The organism is Allocoleopsis sp. (assembly GCF_036703385.1).
GTDB lineage: Bacteria > Cyanobacteriota > Cyanobacteriia > Cyanobacteriales > Coleofasciculaceae > Allocoleopsis.
The window spans coordinates 1-17,714 of the sequence record NZ_DATNPA010000058.1; the positions used below are offsets into that span (position 1 = coordinate 1).

A 17,714-nucleotide genomic window follows, 5' to 3' on the forward strand; every position below is an offset into this window, starting at 1 on the left:
AATGACAACAATTTAATTGTCTTAACAAAAACAGAAGTTAATCTCTATTACCCTGCTATCTTTTATGAATAAAAAAGAGCATTTTGTAAAGGTTCACAATAAATACATAGATTAAGGTTTTTTAATGAATAATTAACAATATTTGACTCTTTAAGAATGTTGCAAGAACCGGCGATTTGCAGTATTTGGCGTTGATTTCTTCTAATTTCAGCCTGATAAGTATATAGAGAACCATCGGGTTTTTCCAAGGTAATCTCACCTTGCCTGACATTATTATCTGAATTCGGTTCGAGCATTCTGCCTGCAACGTTGTAGTTAAACCAATCCCATCCGTAGCTCAGAATCAGTTCTCTTTCCATAATCTGAAGGGGTATGGGTAAAAGTCCCCAGCCTCGATACACTCGATTCAAACATTTGATATTCCCAGTTCGCATCAAAATAAACCTGAATGATTCGGCATCGAGGACACCGTAATATCTGCCTTCGGGGAAATCGATAATTGTCGGTGCAGATCGATGTCCCCCAAAGTGCCGAGATTTCCAAATACGAATATTGCTTAACGATAACTCAGCAACGGTAGCTAATGCTTGCCTATACAAAGGAATGCCATATTGCGTATAGCACTGCTCATGGCTACCAGGAGTACAAACTAAGATATCTCTCGTTCTACTTTTATTCGCTTCATAATCTGGAACCTCACCAGCTAAGTATTTTCTGATTACATCAGCTACTTCTTCGATTGTTCCTACATTAAATTCATACTTTTGGTAAGCTTGGGAAAGTCTTTCTTTTGTTTGTTCAAAAATCAATATATTTGTGGAATTAATTCGTTCTGATTTATCCGAGGAAATTAATATAAATTTTATGGATAGGTGTTGTTGATTTACTTCAGTCACCAAATTCTTCAGATTCTGGGGGACAGCCTTTGAATCAAAAGCTTCTGCTGTCCAGGAAGGTGGACATTCAATTAAAATATAAGTCTGGTAATTAGTAGCACTTCCAATAATGTCTTCTTCGACGTATCGGTAAAAATCAGCACAAAAACAATCATCCATCAGTTCTACTCCTCTATAAGGTTTCCGTGATAGATGCTGCCAACGAAAAAGACTTGCGTATAGTACCAATACCAATCTAGCCAAAAAAGTTGGTTCGTAGTTGCTCTTGATCTTTCAAGCACAACTACGAACTTTAGATTATGGGTAATTAGGGGAGATTGAATGACTGAGGAGTTGTTTTAAGGCTTGCTCTGGAGTTCACTCAATTTCGCTCTAATGGCTTCGATGCGTTTACGGTTTACTCCTAAGTCCGACTCTCCTAAACGTGAAGCAGAGCGAACGTGAATTACCTTTGCGCTGGGATCAAGAGAAAATTCCACATCATCAACAAATCCCATCAACTTACTCTTGAATTCTGTGTAGAGGTAATTCTCGGTTTCCTCGATAATGGTCGTCCTGTCCATGTTCTGAATCACAGTCTTGAGGTTAGTCATTGCCTGTGTTGGGGTTGAGTCATAAGTCAAAGGCTCAATTTTATGTTGGGCATCTTGGCTTTGGCTGTTGACGCAGTTAGGACTGCTAGGGCAGGGTGCTAGTTGCCCAGATTCCTGGATACCGATATTGATAGGTCGCTTTCCGGCAAACAAGGTGCCTCCTGAAAAAGCTAGCGTTACTCCCAGCCAACAGACAGCTACGAGAACGACGGATATAGCAATGATCAGTACTAACTGAAGGGGCGATCGCTTTTGGGTCTCTAGGCTCATTGGGTGGGTACGTCTTTTGTAAACTTTCTTCACAAACCTTACCAAATAACCGGAGAGGACTAAATTAATCCTTCGAGTTCGATCGCTTCAATCAGCTGAAGACCACGCGGGTCACCCACTCTCAAGAGTGCAGCTTTTGCATCTTCCTGAACCCCTAGGTCTTCATCTTCGGCAAACGCCTCTAGCAAGCCATCTATGGCACCTCCATAGATGGGATTTGAGGGGAGTTCCCGGCATAGTTGTCCGATTGACCACGCACAATTACTGCGCACCGCTGCCACTGGGTCTTGTCTCAAGGCCACAATTAGAGGTGGAATGCAAGCCACAATGTCTGCGTAATCCAAGTGAGCTATTTGCGCCAAAGCACTAGCCGCCCACAAGCGTACGGCTGAAATCTCATTTTTCAGGGCATCTATGAGAGAGGATAACGCACGGCGATCGCGGCAGTTGCCCAATGCCCAAACAACCCCCTTACGCACATAACCATTCCAATCGCGGTTTAGCTGTTCAATTAAGGGTTCTACCGCCGTTGGACTCGGATTGCGTCCCAGGGCATAGGCTGCACTCACTCGTACTAAGGGGCACACATCTTGCAAAAGGTGAATTAGATGAGGAATCGCTCTCTCATCTTGAATCTCACAAAACGCCCGCGCTGCCAGCATCCGTTGTGGCGTTTCTCGTGCCGTTAACAGTGCCAACATTGCTTCTGGATCGGGCTTGTGAGCTTCTGACTCGCTATCAATCGGCTCTATTGCATCTAGAGGGTCTTCTAGATCAGCCGCATCGAGTACGCTCAGATCGTCATCATCATTGTACATAGTTGATAAAGTATCGTATCCCACCCGATTTCACCAGTCTCTTCTAGCGACTCTTTACAGCAGACATCGCAAAAGATTACATCATATTAATTAAAATTAGATTGAGTCAGCTGATATTTCTCATTTAATCACGGGTGGTCATGTGACCGACCACCTAGAGCGCTCCTTTGCTAGAAGATTGAGGATAGAGGGGTTTTACCATCCACAGAGATTGAGTTTTGTAGCCTAATTGAGCGTAAAGACGGAGAGCCGAGTGGTTGGATTGAAAGACTTGAAGCCCAATTTGGCGATCGCCTCTTGCCCTTGCCCAATCTTCTGCCAGACGCATGAGCGCCGAAGCAATTCCCTGACGCCGATGTTCTGGCATCACGTAAAGTAAAAAAACATGAGCATGGCGATCGCCGCGCACCTGATCGATCGCATTTCCTAGCCAGATACAACCGACGGGCTGATGCCCAACGGATGAGTTTCCAGGTACCTCTGCCTGAGTGGCATCCACCCACCACAGAGGTGTTTCCTTGGACAAGTACTGATTAACCGTTCGGACTAGATGGGAAAAATCTTCTTGCTCTGGAAAAAGCTGTTGATACGCCAGTTGGATGAACTTCACTAACATCGCTCGTTCAGAGCTTGACCCAATGCGCAGCCAGTAGCCTGGTAGTAGTTGCTCAGACACTCGTGCGCTTGAGTCTAGTTGAGTGACCCAGCGGATGTGGGTAAAGTTGGGGCATCTAGGGTTTCCAATTGGGCTGAGGTATCGGGTGCTTGAGTGCTAGCAGACTCAACATCCTCAATGGGTGCAGGTCCTGCCATATCTGAGGGCAAAAAAATCCGAGCGCTTACGGCTAAGAGCGCCACTAAAAACACTAGCACGATCAGGAACGGAGCAATGTACTGACGAAAAATAGCCATGTTTAATGTTTAAGAGCAGAGCCAATTGTGAAAACTGGGCAAAGATTTGTAAATCCCTTGTTGTTTAGTCTAGCGATTTGCCAGGAGATTCGATGAGAGAGGCTACAGGCGATCGCGTTCCACATCCTTGATTGCTCTCTGCCAATACCAATCTTCCGGCATACCGGGATGATTCTGCCTAATCTTAGCGACTAACCGCTCTGCCGCAGCAGCATCACCCGCTAACATATTGATGAGTCTGTATTGCAACTCCCTATCATCGGAATTCTGGATTGGCTGACGCTGGACTCTCCGCCGCCGTATAAACGGTGCCTCCACTGGAAGCTCAAGTGGTTCGTCGGAATCTGTGTCTCGTGGTCGTGGCGGCGACTGCTGTTTTCTGACTAATAGGAACAGACCATAAATCAGTAGAGCGATCGCGACTATCAGGAAGAGTGTTATTAAAAAAGTGAAAACGTTAACTGGCAAAAGTCCTCTGATAAATTGAGGCACCAAGTAACCCAGTAGCCCCGCCGCCAATAGGGCGATGAAGAGGATCAGTGTTCCGATAAAGATTAGTCGATTAAACCTCATAAGTGTTCTTCCTTGTTATCTAGTCCGAGCCTGAGTATGGACAATAGCTTAATCTTGTTTAGCTAAGGCAGCCACATCCATTCCTGGATGGATGTTATCAACAATACCCAACCTTTGCTCTGCTGGAGCAATTAAACATCCTGTGTAATAGTTCTTCTCCCCGTTTCGGGGGCTGATAGCGCAGCAGGACATAGGGCGGTGGTTAATTTGACTTTGGCAAGAGGCTTATTATTTCGGGAAATTTTGTCAAGATTCTAAAGGAATAAAAAATAACGTTACCATACCGGGAATCGTAGCTAAAAATACTAGGATAAAAAACATTTGGTAACCAACAAGTTGCTGAATATAACCACTAATTAATCCAGGCAACATCATTCCCAAAGCCATCAATCCCGTTGAAATAGCAAAATGAGACGTTTTGTATTCTCCTCGCGAAATATACATCAAATAAACACTAAAAGCTGTAAAGCCTAACCCATAACCAAATTGGTCTAACGCTACCAAAAGGTAAACTAATTCATTCGAGGGCTGTACGTAGGCCATATAAACATAAAACAGATTTGGCAAGTGGACGGCTAAAGCCAGAGGCCAAATACTCTTCCTTAAGCCATACTTGGAAATCAATATACCTCCAATAATGCCTCCAACTATTAAAGAGATAATACCTAAGGTTCCATAAGCTAAACCTAAATCTGAGGTAGACAGCCCTAAGCCACCCAATTCTCGTTGCTCTAATAAAAAAGGAGAAGCTATTTTACCCAGCATCGCTTCTCCCAACCTGTAGAGTAAAATAAATGCCAAAATACTTCTGATGTGTTCTTGCCGAAAATAGGAGTCAATAACTGACCAAAAATAAATCTTTTCGGTTACAGATTTGGGTTCTTGTTCTAAAGGCAACTCAACCGAGGGCAAAATAAACCAATGAAAGCTAAACAGAAGAGCAAAGAGCAAAGCCGACAAACCGATCGCCAAAGTCCAACTTAGCGAAATATTCTGAAGTCTGACTTCTAGCTGACCAGCTAAAACGACTAAAACCCCAGAACCGAAGATTATTGCGAGTCTATAAAAAACCGAGCGAATTCCGGCGAAAAAGGCTTGCTGTTCTTGATTTAAAGCCAGGAGATAAAAGCCATCAGCAGCAATATCATGAGTGGCTGAAATAAAAGCACCAATGGTTAAAAATAGCAAGGAGATTATAAAAAAGTGAGGGAGCTGGAACGAAAAGGCAACACAACTCAAGCAACCCATCATCGCTACTTGCGTGTAAATGACCCAATTTCGTTTAGTTGAATAAGTATCAACCAGGGGTGCCCAAAACATTTTAATTACCCAAGGGAGGTAAAGAAGGCTCGTCCAAAAGGAAATTTGAGCATTTTCTAGCCCCATTTTTTTGTAAAAGATAACAGAAACTGTGTTGATGATGATGTAAGGGACTCCCTCAGCAAAATAAAGCGTCGGGATGAACGTCCAAGGGGAACGAGGGATGACTTGGTTTTTCATCTTCAGTTATCAGTGATCAGTGACCAGTGACCAGTTGAATCTGACTGCGGGTTCAAGTGGGGCAAAATTGCTCTATCTGTTCGTTCAATCGTCTAATCATCTAGTCCAGGTCTAGGTGTTGGCGCAGGTCGAGGAGTCCAGGGAGCAAATACGGGCAGTAGTAGTAGTCCAGGTATGGCAGCAACGATACTCAGTAAGAAAAATAAAGGCCAACCCGTAGCTTGTGCCAATCCTCCTGCGGGTGCCACCAAAATATCTCGGCTAACCGCCATTAAACTGGAGAGTAAAGCATACTGGGTTGCCGAAAAACGCTGATTACACAGGCTCATTAAGAAGGCAACAAATGCTGCTGTTCCTAACCCAGCACAAAAATTTTCAATGTTGATTGTTAATACAAGAAAGGAGTAGTCTTTGCCAACTTGTGCTAGGACGAAATAAGCTAAATTACTGACAGCTTGCAGCGCACCGAAGACCCAGAGCGATCGATTGATACCAAGTTTGCTGAGAATTGCCCCACCTGCAAGGGTACCGACAATAGTTGCCACTAATCCCATACCGCCTTGAATCCATCCAATATCTGCTTGGGTAAAGCCGGTCTTGAGCAAAAAAGGTGTGGACATGTTGTTCACTAAAGCATCACCCAGTTTGTAGAGGACAATGAACACCAAAATGAACACAGCCCGCATGAAACCAGAACGCTGAAAAAATTCAGCAAAGGGTAGAATGACTGCATCAGATAAGGATTCAGGAGGGCGTTCCTGTTCGCTCGGTTCGGGTGCCCAAAATGAACTAAGCAATCCTACTGTCATGAGCAAGGCCATCAATAGGTAAACGGTTGGCCAGGGAATTTGGTCAGCCAGAATCAGTGCCAAAGCACCAGTTGCCAGCAGTGCGATGCGATAACCTAATACAAATACGGCTGCACCGGCTCCCATTTCCCGTTCTTCCAGTACGTCGGTGCGGTAGGCATCCGCTGCTATATCTTGAGTTGCACTAAAGAAGGCAATGAGTAAGGCATTGATCGCAAGGAACTGTAGGGCTTGACGAGGTTGTTGGAGAGCCATTGCTGCGATCGCCAACAGTAATGCCCCTTGTGTCAGAACCAGCCAACCCCGCCGACGCCCCAAAAACGGCGGCACAAAGCGATCGAGTAAGGGCGACCAGATAAATTTCAAAGAGTAGGGTAAACCAACTAGGCTAAACAAGCCAATCGACCCTAGATTGACTCCTTCTACTGTCATCCAGGCTTGCAGCGTCTTACTCGTCAAGAACAGGGGTAAGCCAGAGGAAAACCCCAGCAACAGTAGCGCTGCCATCTTGCGGCTTTGGAAAACTTGCAGGAAAGATTGAGTTGCTTTCACAGAAAATTGGGAGGATAACTATAAATTAGATTGGAGTCATCATCCCATAGCAAGGTTCCCTTATTGTTGTAAACCTCCTACACTCCGTTGTTCCGTCCGCACCAATGCAGTGTTGGGCGGCTGTCGGCACAAATCCAAAGCAATTAAGAATTTATCAGAACTTTAAGTGCCAGTTTCAACACTGAAAAGCTTGTGAGGTAGAATACAGAGCTATCCTACTGTCAGGCTAATTTCCAAGCCATTTTGCCATTTTGTGGGACAATCAATATAGTATAAATGAACTAATCTGAGGTTGCTAGAGTGCTACATCGGCAAAAAGCTCTACTGATGATGCTTCAGCAAGTTGGGGGTACAGCCTCTAGCGTGCAGATGATGAAGTGGGCTTTTTTGTTGTCGTGTGAAACCCCATCTCATGGAGGCAAAACATTTTATCAATTTATCCCATACCGATACGGTCCCTACTCTTTTACTCTCAATCAAGAAACTGATTCACTCATTCGCAATGGTTTCTTAGAAAAAGTAACTGATAATTGCTGGAGGCTTACTCCTCTAGGAGAGAGGCTAGATACAACATTGCCTAGTGATGTTAGTAAAGATATTTGTAAAATTACTGCAACCTACGGAAGGTTATCGGGACAGAAATTAATAAATCTAATTTATGACAAATATTCCTGGTTCACGATCAATAGTGAACTTCCTGGAATGAGACAGGAAGAACGCCCAGTTGCAGATAGATGTATTTATACTGCTGGCTATGAGGGGAAAACCATTGATGAGTTTCTGAATCTCCTTATGGAGTCTGGTATATATCGGTTAGTTGATGTGCGATACAATCCTATCTCGCGTCGGTATGGTTTCCATAAAAGTACTCTGTCTCGCTTATGTAGTTCTTTGAAGATAGACTATCAACACTTTCCTGGTTTGGGGATACCCGGTTCAGAACGTGAACATATAGGTGCTGAGAATCAATACGTAAAGTTGTTTGAGAATTATCGTTTGAAACTTTCTTCCTATGAGAAAGATCTAGCTCATGTAATTAGACTATTGAACTCTGATCCTAGTGTCCTAGTTTGTATGGAAGCTAATCCAAATTTTTGCCATCGCAATGTTTTAGCTCAACATCTAGCCACTTTAATTGATATGCCGGTTAAAAACTTGGGATATTCAACATGAGTAACCAAGCAATAAGAACCAAAGTTCTTATAACTGTAATGACCTACCCACATCCATCTAGAGGTTATCAAGAGCTTGTTTGTACAGCTGGTATAACTGAGCAGGGTGAGTGGGTACGGCTTTATCCAATAGATTACCGTTATAGACCAAGGAATCAACAGTTCCGAAAATATCAATGGATAGAAGTTGATTTATTCCTACATGGGGCTGGTAATGATCGGAGAAAAGAAAGTAGAAAGCCAATTTTAGATACGCTCCGCGTTTTAGGAGAACCGCTCTCCACGAAAAATGGATGGAGAGAACGTCGTCAGATTATTGATCAAAGTCCAGTTTACACAGTAAAGCAATTACGAGAATTGCATGAATCTGAACACATATCACTTGGTATTGTGCAGCCTACAAAAGTAATTGATTTAAAGATCGAACCCGCTGATCCTGAATGGAAACCAGAATGGCAGTATCTATTTGACCAACTGACTCTTTTTGGACCTGTACAAAAGCCTCTTCGCAAGATACCTTACAAGTTTAGCTACATCTTTGAATGCAATGATAGTAACAGACCTCATAACGCTATGATTGAGGACTGGGAACTAGGGGTACTTTGGCTGAATGAAGTAGCTCGTTTAGGTGATGAAGAGCAAGCAGCTTTGAGTGTTCGCCGCAAATTCCTTGACGAACTGTGTAACGAAAGCAAAGATACCCGTTTCTTTATGGGCACAGTGTTTCCATATAACACATGGGTTGTACTTGGTGTTTTTTGGCCACCTAAACCAAAAAATCTTCAACCTGAGGTGATTCAAGGAACTTTGTTCTAAAAAGCTGGAATAGGATTACTTTAAAATTTCAACCATGCATCCATATTTTCTGGGGAGTGGGGCATGGGAAATACCACTTTCATTCATGGGTGTGAAATTTTTTCATTGGCACTGCTTTCTGCCTTTTACTATACAGGAAATTGGGATGACGACCTCAACGTATCTTTCGCTTTGAGCCATCATCCCAAAGGGTTATTTGTGGATTGCCGCGAGTCCTTTGCCCTTATCCCTTGGCTCCTGTCTCATAATCGCGCCAGACTCCCACGAGGACACCTTGCACTTGCACACTTTTTGCCATCACCTCAATAGGCTCATACTTAGGATTAGCCGGTTTGAGGGTGACACGCTCCCCCTGACGGTAGAAGCGTTTCAATGTCGTGCCATGTCCTTCCACTCGTGCTGCAACAATCAGACCATTTTTCAGTTGATCGGGGTCGGGGACAGGTCGCATAATCACGAAATCCCCTTCCGCAATTAGGTCATCTATCATGCTGTCTCCCATGACCCGCAGGGCAAAGTTACCCGGCTGGCGCAATACAGGAGACACATCGAGCTGCTCGTCAGTGTCGGTGAAGGGTTCTACCAATCCACCTGCTGCGATCGCACCTAAGACAGGAACGCCTGTAGGAACATTCGCCAGAATCCGAATGGTACGAGCTTTTCCTTCTGTCCAATCTATGTAGCCTTTCGCTCGCAAATGTTCCAGGCGACTTTGGACAGGTGCTGGCGAGCGCAAATTCATGGCTCGCATCATCTGCCGGATTGAAGGCGCATGTTGTGAGGTGCGAATATATTCTACAAGCCAATTGTAAAGTTGTTGTTGAGCTTCAGTAAGGGGTTCCATAGCGCTATAAGGGAGTAAGGAATCGTTTTGAGCTATCAGAGCCAAGCATTGGTATAAAAAACTTGTGGTTGAAACCTAGTTTTGACACGAATACTTCGCCCATACTTGAGGTTTGAATGACCATGATTCATCACTCATCACGTTCATGTGATGATTGTTACCATCCATAGAACATTCGTACTACTAAAACCCCTCATCTGTCCAGTAGGTGCTGCTTTAATCTTTGCCAATTTGGTTGTTTAATCCGCTCCCAAAAGACTAACTAGTAAGGCTTTTTGAGCGTGCATCCGGTTTTCGGCCTGATCCCAAATACGCGATCGCGGCCCTTCCATCACCTCATCCGTAATTTCTTCTCCCCGATGCGCTGGTAAACAATGCAACACAATCACTTCTGCGTCAGCACTCATTAGCAGTTGTTCATTCACCTGATAAGGCTGAAACACTGGAATTCTGGTATCCGCTGATGCTTCCTGACCCATACTTGCCCAGACATCGGTATAAATAACGTTAGCTCCTTTAGCCGCCATTACGGGATCGTCAGTGAGCAGGACTTCGGTTTTGCCACCAGCAATCTGTTGTGCCTTCTCCACGATATTTCGGTTAGGTTTATAGGCGGGTGGAGTGGCAACTCTGACATTCATTCCCACTAGAGCGCATCCTAACATCAAAGAATGCGCTACATTATTGCCATCTCCCAAATAAGTCAACGTCATCCCGGCAAGCGAACCAAAGCACTCCTGAATGGTTAACAAATCGGCTAAAACCTGACAAGGATGCTCTAAGTCAGTCAGAGCATTAATGATCGGAATCTGGGCATATTGGGCAAAGGTTTCCAGCTCTTTCTGATCAAAGGTACGAATCGCTAGGATATCCAGATACCGATCTAAAACTCGTGCTGTATCAACGACTGGTTCTCCCCGACCAACCTGAGTAACATTAGGATTTAAGTCAATGACTTGACCTCCTAGTTGGTACATTGCCACCGAAAAACTGACTCGCGTTCGTGTCGAAGCCTTGGAGAACAGTAGCCCCAATACCTTATTACAGCGTAGTTTCAGTTGACCCGCTTTCAACTGAGCTGCAATTTGCAACAGCTCCTGAATTTCATCAGTACTGAGATCTGCTAAACCCAGTAAATCCCGTCCTTTTAATGCCTCCATATTTTTCCCCCGATGAGTTAAATTAATCAGCTCTTGCCAGAACACTATATGCTTTTGCAGGACAGTAGAGTGCGCTTCTGAGCAGACCATAGTCTTCTTAGTTGCACTGTCTTAAGAACCTATCAGATTTTTCTAAAATTAGACCAGCAATTCTGGGGGGAAATTAAAATTAAAAATCTTATTAATGTTAAGATTTAGAGATATTTTCCGGTTGTGTTAAGTTAACTTAAAACTCTCTAAAAAATAAGAGGCTCTTTAGCCAAACTGATTACCAAAGATTAATTCATTAATCATTAAAATTTATTAACCATAAAAGGTTTTAATGATCACAAAAGCAAATAGAACACCTCTATCAAATTCTTGAGCCCATTTCTAGACCAAGCCATAAAACAGGCTGTATAAATCTCGAAAGCAATTGATACTCTTACCGATACATCATAAAGCAAAAATAAATCAATTGCATTAAATATAAAGTAGTCATTTATCTAAATTTATGGATAAAATTGGCTTATGCCTATTAAATTTCCTATGCATCTTAGACAAAAATCTCAAACATAAACCCATCTATTCGCCCACAAGTGCTATGAAAAATTTTCTGCGCAGGAACTGCAAGGAAATGGGGTGATTTTCCAGATTTGGGCAGGTTGAGACATTGTTAGTTTTTGGTGATAAGTGAGGAGGGACGAGCAGCTAGATGAACATTAATGTAGGAGTAGGTCAAGGCGATCGTAACCTAGGGCTTCGTGACTACGAAGGGGATTGGAGATTGGGCAAACAACGGAGAGAGAGGAGACAAGGGAGAGGTTGGTTACCAGATGGGAGTAAAGCCATTCCCTTATCCTCTTTGTCTGCGGCCCCTAGGCTGGGGAAGCTTTCTGCTGGATTGGGAATCGCCCTTGTGAATTTGGGAGTATTAATCGCTCCAGTCGTGGTGTCCACTCCGGCACAGGGAGCAGAGCGAATTTATCTAACTTATGGCCCCCTAGAATTGTCTCTATCCATCAAATCTCTCAGCACTTATGCAAGAGTTGGCAAAATTGATCGGGAATTAGCCGCTTATACTGACCGTCTAAATCCGCAGCAACTTGAGCAGTTGCGGAAAATTTTGCAGACTCCAGTTGATGTAAAACCGCTAGCGATCGCGCAATTTCTCTATTCCTCCCAAGGGAAAGTTATCCTGGATCGGGTGGGTCAGATCATCCAAACCAAAGCCGGTCAACCGGGCTTCTACGCTATTCGGTCAGCGCTGATCCAAGCGGCAGCTGCGCCAGACGGCTTGACGCTGTTGAATGTCCTGGAAAAGTTTCCCACTTATGGCATCCGAATTAACTCGGTGCGAGGCTTTCAGGTTCTTGAAGAGCTATCGAACCTGATCCAGGAAACTCAGTTAGCGATCGCAGCCGTTGAGCAGCAAGCTCTTACAGAGGCATCAGCACAGGCATCACAACGGGAAGCAGCACAGCCATTCATACGGCCATCAGACCACATATCACCCAAAGGATTAGGCCGGGAATCGGGTTATTTCTCCAAGCTACCCGACTTGCGGAAACCGGGAGAAATCCAATATTCAAAGGAAACCCTTACCCTCTATGATCCTAGTCGTCAAAGAAGGTTTCCCGTTGATCTTTACCTTCCTCAACAAAGTGGGCGTCCAGCACCCCTGGTTGTGATTTCTCACGGTTTAGGCTCAGACCGTATGACGTTTGCCTATTTAGCAGCCCACTTGGCTTCTTACGGTTTTGCAGTGGCGGTACCAGAGCATCCAGGAAGTAACGCCGCTCAATTGCAGGCTTTAATCAATGGTCTTGCTAGTGAGGTGACTCCCCCAGCTGAGTTGATCGACCGACCGTTAGATATTAAGTTTTTGCTCGATGAACTTAAGCGATCGTTCGCAGGACGCGTCAATCTGCAACAAGTGGGCGTCTTAGGTCAGTCTTTTGGAGGCTACACCGTTTTAGCACTTACGGGTGCCAAGATTGATTTTGATCTCTTGAACAAAGAGTGCGGCCCCTCAAATGATTCATTGAATTTATCGCTCCTTCTCCAGTGTCGTGCCATAGAGTTGCTAGCGAGAGACTATCAACTCTCCGATGAGCGAGTCAAAGCCGGGATTGCCATCAATCCAGTCGGTAGCACACTTTTTGGGAAATCCCAGTTCAGTCAGATTCAAGTACCGCTGATGCTAGTGGCAGGTAGTGACGATACTGTAGCCCCAGCCTTGCCCGAACAAATTCAACCCTTTACCTGGCTGACAACTCCAAACAAATACCTAGTTTTGCTCAAAGGAGGAACACACTTTTCCACCTTAGAGCGATCGGAGAACGACATACCCCTACCGCCTCAAGTGCTTGGTTCCGATCCTTCTGTGGCACAGAACTATATGAAAGCCTTGAGTTTGGCATTTTTTGAAACTTACATTATTAACAATTCAGACTACCGGGTTTACCTAAGTGCTTCCTATGCTCAATATCTGAGCCGATCTGTTCTTCCCTTGAGTCTTGTGGAGTCTTTGACAGAGGAACAGCTAAAGCAGGCAAAAAGGGCTGAGGATTCCACCCCAATCCCAACACCAACCCCAACACCAACCCCAATCCCAACACCAAGCCCATCACCAGTGCCTGTGCCTACACCCTAGCAACATGGTGTTGTCGGTGGTAATTATGTATAGGGTGCCCTGTGGCTGCCCTTTTACATTACAGGGTACCCACAAGAGGTACCCCTACAGGTTGATTGTTCTGAGGGGGGTTAGGGGAGCTATACACCGAATTTAATATCTGTAAAAAAGTTAAGATTAAATTTAGATTTGTAACAAATGTAAAGATATGCCTGTTCAAGTTGGAGACACGGCTCCTGATTTCACCTTGACCTCCCAATCAGGGGAACCCATCAGCCTCAAAGATTTTATTGGCAAAAAAAACGTCGTTTTGTACTTCTACCCCAAAGACGATACACCAGGATGTACGGCAGAAGCCTGTGCCTTTCGCGATAGTTACCAAGTCTTTACAGACGCGGGTGCTGAAGTGATTGGTGTCAGCGATGACTCATCCACCTCTCATCTACAATTTGCAGCCAAGCACCGATTGCCGTTTATTTTGTTAAGCGATAAGGGCAAGCAATTGCGTAAACTATATGGTGTTCCCTCAACGCTTGGGCTTTTACCCGGTCGGGTTACCTACGTTATTGACAAAAGTGGGGTTGTGCGACATATTTTCAACTCCCAGCTCAACTTTAAAGGTCATATTGAGGAGTCGCTGAAAACGCTGCGAGAATTGCAAGAAGCCTGAAATTGTCTCAGCTGTGAGAGCTTGCATCCAAGACGTTGCTATCTCAGCGTCAGCCTTTGCTTTTTATCAAAGGTGGTAGGGCGACTGATTAAAATGGTGCAAGCTCTCCCCAAATAGGATTGAATAGTGCAAGGTTTTTTGAATCTCAATAAGTCAGCCGGTTGGACATCCCATGATTGCGTTGCCAAAGTGCGACGACTTTTGCGCCTCAAGCGGGTGGGACATGGGGGAACGTTAGATCCCGCTGCTATGGGTGTCTTACCGATCGCACTGGGTAAAGCCACCCGATTGTTGCAGTATATGCAGCAGGATAAGGCATATCGAGCCACAATCCAACTGGGAATACAGACGACAACGGATGACTTGGAAGGAGAAGTTATCGCCACTCAGCCAGCAGAAAGACTGACACTAGACGAGGTTTTATCCATTCTGCCGCAGTTTGAGGGCACGATTCAGCAAATACCCCCGATGTACAGCGCGATTCAGGTGCAGGGAAGACGCCTGTATGATTTAGCCAGAGCGGGTGAAACCGTTGAAGTGCCGGTGCGGACGGTGGAAGTTTATCAGATTCAGGTGTTGGATTGGCGTCCAGGGAAGTTGGCGGAACTGGAGATGGCGATCGCCTGTGGTTCAGGAACGTACATTCGTGCGATCGCGCGAGATTTAGGGGAATTACTCAATACCGGTGGCACTCTAGCCTCCCTCACCCGTACCCAAAGCTGTGGCTTTCATCTGGAACATAGCCTGACTTTAGAAGAATTGGAAGCGCAATTGCAACAAGCTACATTTCAGCCCATACCACCCGTAACGGCGTTGCAGCATCTAGCCGTTGTCACCTTACCCGCACCAGAGGCTCATCGTTGGTGTTTGGGGCAGCGTATCGTTTGGAATAATACCTCTACGGATGCTCCTACAAATGCGTTACGGGTGCAGCGAGAAGAGGGTGAATTTTTGGGAATTGGTCAGGTAATTCCTTCAGAAAATGGGCTGTTGCTTGCACCTCAGATGGTTTTTGCTTCTGCTGAGTAATCTTCACTGATTAAATATTGAGTTTTATCACTCTTTGAGCCTAGGACTTTACTATGTCTTCGGGCAGAAGTTAGTCGCCCAAAAATTAGAGATGATTTGTAAAGATAGTAACTAAACATCTTCAAAATTGTTACCCAGTTTTGAAATCAAGCTGCTCAAATATAACAAGACAAGTTCAGGAAATGTAGTTTTTGTAGGAGGCTAAAGTGAGTCTATTTCAGCATTGTCGCAAAATTCTGACGACTCTCGTCTTGATTTTAGTTGTTACGACAACGGCTGCCTGTAGCAGTGGGGTTCAAGCCAAACAACCCACGAACAGTTTACCAACAACCATAAGTCCCAACGGGAACTATGCCCAACTAGAACGAGGAAATAGCGCTGTGGGACAAGATTTTGGAAACTGGGTTGTCCAAACGGCTCAGGGAGTGGTTCAAGATGCCTATGTGCGTGACAACAATAAGCTAGGTGTTGTGATTACGCGTCAGGTTCGTCCGAATGAAGTGAAGCCCCTAGCTAAATCTTTGGTTCAAGGATTCCATAAGAATTTTCCAAATCAAGATTTAAAAGTTTTGGTTTACGCACCTGACAAAAAATTGATTCTGACAGCTCAGTATGATGAGCAGTCCAAGCAGATTGAATACAAATAAATCTTGCTAATAAGACAGTGATATTGGCTGAATACTGAGCCAGTGAAATTAGCAAAGTTTGAAATTGCTTTAGAGGTAATTTTACTACTAAAGCTGGGATAAAAAAGGAGAAATTTAAAATGTCAAGTAGCGAACAATACAAGCGTCAAATCATGAATGATTTGGCTCAAGGTAATGTAGAATCTCTCGAGGATGCCCCGACAAATACCGCGCAGGAATACGAAAATTTTGATGATTTTGCCCAGCGTTCCTCGGCGTCTGAACGTCGCCAGTTGTTTGGTCGGTCTTTACATCCCGACAAAATTTCGCCAAGCCAGATGGAGCCAGAACTGCAAAAGGCGATCGCACAAATTAAGCCCAATGAACGGGATGATGTAGCTCATGCCTTTCTCAAGCACTTCAAGCAACGAGGACTGAGCGATCGCAGCCTTGAACAACAACTGGGTCTTTCTACCCACCATGCCAGTCGCATGAGCGCTGAGGATGTTAGTAAGCTTGCGTCCTTTGCCTATCATTCGCACCCCGATATCTTCCAAGAGGTGCTCACCGAACAACCGGGCATTATCAAGTTTCTCAGTAATCCCGTGGTGGCAGCTGTTTTAGGAGTAGCGGCGGCTAAGTGGCTAGGTAGTCACCGCAAGTAGATGTTTTAGGGGCGCAAAGCTTTGCGCCCCTATTGAGGATGGAGATGCATCCGGCTCACTGCTTGTAAGCAGAATGCGGTTCAGCGAACCCTCCAACCTCGGATAACACATACAAGGGTCTTCCCTTCACCTCTTCATAAATGCGTCCGACATACTCACCCAGAATGCCAATACTCACCAACTGCACCGCACCGAGAAAGAACATGGCAATCATAATCGTGGCTAAGCCAGTCAAGGGGGAATGGGGAGAGTGGATACGCCAGTAGAGGACGAGTATTGCCATGAGAACTGCCGCCGCCGCCGCGAGTAAGCCGAGGTAGGTGGAAAGACGCAACGGCACTCTAGAAAAGGAAATCAAACCAATTGCCGCTAGGGAGAGGGACTTGCGAAACGTGTACTGCACTTCACCCGCAAAGCGGGGGTCGCGTTCAAAGCAAACAGAAGTTTGCTGCAAGCCTACCCAGGAACGTAGTCCTCGAATGAAGCGGTTGCGTTCTGGCATGGAATTAAGAACATCCACCACCTTCCGATCCATCAAACAAAAATCTCCTGTATCGAGGGGAATTTCGATATCTGCCAGACGTCGCAGGATTCGATAGAACACATAAGCGGGGAGGCGTTTGAGCCAGCTTTCTTTCTTGCGCTGAGTGCGTTGGGCATAGACAACTTGATAACCTTGTTGCCACTTTTCTAAAAGAACTGGGATTAATTCAGGTGGGTCTTGTAGGTCGGCATCCATCACCACGATCGCATCACCACGCACAAAATTGAGACCGGCGGTTACGGCAATTTGATGACCAAAGTTACGTGCGAGACTGATGTAGCAAAAGCGTGGGTCTTTCTCATGGAGGTCACGCAGCAAGGAAAGGGTGCGATCGCGGCTACCATCATTGACTAAAATGACTTCCACGGATTCCCCTAGTTGATCGAACACCACACTCAAACGTCGGTATAGTTCTGCAATACTCTTTTCCTCGTTATAGACTGGAATCACTAGGGAATACTTGGGGCGCACAGTTCATCTATCCTGGGAATCGGTTAATCAGTATTGAGTTACAGAATATCAAGCAAGAAAGCCCACTGCTTCTAGTGATGGGATGAACTAAGTCGCGATCGCTACGCGCTGCCCCTTTGGGGCAATCGCCGTTAAGCTACCCAGTACCAACAAGCAAACAGAAGAGCAAAGCGTACAAGC

At 45.0% G+C, this 17,714-nt stretch carries 19 protein-coding genes; 7 read left to right on the forward strand and 12 right to left on the reverse strand.

Annotated features, from left to right (window positions below; all coding sequences use genetic code 11):
* Positions 1-62: 62 nt before the first annotated feature.
* The 9 genes from V6C93_RS03110 to V6C93_RS03150 all read right to left on the reverse strand — a co-directional run bounded on the left by V6C93_RS03110 (position 63) and on the right by V6C93_RS03150 (position 6,878).
* Positions 63-1,055 (reverse strand): sucrase ferredoxin, encoded by a 993-nt coding sequence (locus tag V6C93_RS03110; RefSeq protein ID WP_333475184.1) that lies wholly within the window; start codon positions 1,053-1,055, stop codon positions 63-65.
* Between the two features lie 179 nt (positions 1,056-1,234).
* On the reverse strand, positions 1,235-1,759 hold the full coding sequence (locus V6C93_RS03115) for a DUF1499 domain-containing protein (RefSeq protein ID WP_333475185.1): 525 nt from the start codon (positions 1,757-1,759) through the stop codon (positions 1,235-1,237).
* Positions 1,760-1,818: 59 nt separating this feature from the next.
* Entirely contained in the window at positions 1,819-2,577 is a 759-nt protein-coding gene (locus V6C93_RS03120; protein WP_333475186.1) for a HEAT repeat domain-containing protein, read from the reverse strand.
* A gap of 154 nt (positions 2,578-2,731) precedes the next feature.
* Positions 2,732-3,253 carry a GNAT family N-acetyltransferase gene (locus V6C93_RS03125; RefSeq protein WP_333475187.1) on the reverse strand — a complete coding sequence of 174 codons (522 nt, stop codon included), beginning with the start codon at positions 3,251-3,253 and terminating at the stop codon, positions 2,732-2,734.
* Between the two features lie 14 nt (positions 3,254-3,267).
* Positions 3,268-3,489, reverse strand: coding sequence for a hypothetical protein (locus V6C93_RS03130; RefSeq protein WP_333475188.1), 222 nt, complete (start codon positions 3,487-3,489; stop codon positions 3,268-3,270).
* 102 nt (positions 3,490-3,591) lie between these two features.
* Positions 3,592-4,062, reverse strand: coding sequence for a hypothetical protein (locus V6C93_RS03135; protein WP_333475189.1), 471 nt, complete (start codon positions 4,060-4,062; stop codon positions 3,592-3,594).
* Positions 4,063-4,110: 48 nt separating this feature from the next.
* Positions 4,111-4,254 (reverse strand): hypothetical protein, encoded by a 144-nt coding sequence (locus V6C93_RS03140; RefSeq protein ID WP_333475190.1) that lies wholly within the window; start codon positions 4,252-4,254, stop codon positions 4,111-4,113.
* Positions 4,255-4,308: 54 nt separating this feature from the next.
* Positions 4,309-5,562 carry a hypothetical protein gene (locus V6C93_RS03145; RefSeq protein WP_333475191.1) on the reverse strand — a complete coding sequence of 418 codons (1,254 nt, stop codon included), beginning with the start codon at positions 5,560-5,562 and terminating at the stop codon, positions 4,309-4,311.
* A gap of 92 nt (positions 5,563-5,654) precedes the next feature.
* Entirely contained in the window at positions 5,655-6,878 is a 1,224-nt protein-coding gene (locus V6C93_RS03150; RefSeq protein ID WP_414644142.1) for an AmpG family muropeptide MFS transporter, read from the reverse strand.
* 345 nt (positions 6,879-7,223) lie between these two features.
* On the opposite strand from V6C93_RS03150, the gene V6C93_RS03155 reads away from it, so the two are divergent.
* Entirely contained in the window at positions 7,224-8,096 is an 873-nt protein-coding gene (locus tag V6C93_RS03155) for a DUF488 family protein (protein WP_333475193.1), read from the forward strand.
* Positions 8,093-8,911, forward strand: a complete 819-nt coding sequence (locus V6C93_RS03160) for a hypothetical protein (protein ID WP_333475194.1) — start codon at positions 8,093-8,095, stop codon at positions 8,909-8,911. Before V6C93_RS03155 ends, V6C93_RS03160 begins: the two co-directional genes overlap by 4 nt.
* A gap of 223 nt (positions 8,912-9,134) precedes the next feature.
* Here V6C93_RS03160 and lexA read toward each other — a convergent pair whose 3' ends face one another.
* Both lexA and argF read right to left on the reverse strand, forming a co-directional pair.
* Complete coding sequence (gene lexA / locus V6C93_RS03165) at positions 9,135-9,755, reverse strand: transcriptional repressor LexA (RefSeq protein WP_333475195.1); 621 nt, start codon at positions 9,753-9,755, stop codon at positions 9,135-9,137.
* Positions 9,756-9,994: 239 nt separating this feature from the next.
* The gene (gene argF, locus V6C93_RS03170; protein WP_349262606.1) at positions 9,995-10,915 is read right to left on the reverse strand and encodes an ornithine carbamoyltransferase; all 921 of its coding nucleotides are present in this window, start codon (positions 10,913-10,915) and stop codon (positions 9,995-9,997) included.
* 694 nt (positions 10,916-11,609) lie between these two features.
* Between argF and V6C93_RS03175 the strand changes: the two genes are divergently transcribed.
* From V6C93_RS03175 to V6C93_RS03195, 5 genes are all read left to right on the forward strand, one after another.
* Entirely contained in the window at positions 11,610-13,550 is a 1,941-nt protein-coding gene (locus V6C93_RS03175; protein ID WP_333475197.1) for an alpha/beta hydrolase, read from the forward strand.
* Positions 13,551-13,737: 187 nt separating this feature from the next.
* Positions 13,738-14,199 carry a peroxiredoxin gene (locus tag V6C93_RS03180; protein WP_333475198.1) on the forward strand — a complete coding sequence of 154 codons (462 nt, stop codon included), beginning with the start codon at positions 13,738-13,740 and terminating at the stop codon, positions 14,197-14,199.
* 126 nt (positions 14,200-14,325) lie between these two features.
* Positions 14,326-15,228 (forward strand): tRNA pseudouridine(55) synthase TruB, encoded by a 903-nt coding sequence (truB, locus tag V6C93_RS03185; RefSeq protein ID WP_333475199.1) that lies wholly within the window; start codon positions 14,326-14,328, stop codon positions 15,226-15,228.
* Between the two features lie 206 nt (positions 15,229-15,434).
* Positions 15,435-15,875: a hypothetical protein gene (locus V6C93_RS03190; RefSeq protein ID WP_333475200.1), complete on the forward strand. Its 441-nt coding sequence runs from the start codon at positions 15,435-15,437 to the stop codon at positions 15,873-15,875.
* A gap of 119 nt (positions 15,876-15,994) precedes the next feature.
* A complete protein-coding gene (locus V6C93_RS03195; RefSeq protein ID WP_333475201.1) occupies positions 15,995-16,519 on the forward strand; it encodes a hypothetical protein in 525 nt (174 codons plus the stop codon).
* 55 nt (positions 16,520-16,574) lie between these two features.
* Here the strand turns inward: V6C93_RS03195 and V6C93_RS03200 are convergent, their stop codons facing one another.
* Positions 16,575-17,534 carry a glycosyltransferase family 2 protein gene (locus V6C93_RS03200; protein WP_333475202.1) on the reverse strand — a complete coding sequence of 320 codons (960 nt, stop codon included), beginning with the start codon at positions 17,532-17,534 and terminating at the stop codon, positions 16,575-16,577.
* Positions 17,535-17,714 lie beyond the last annotated feature (180 nt).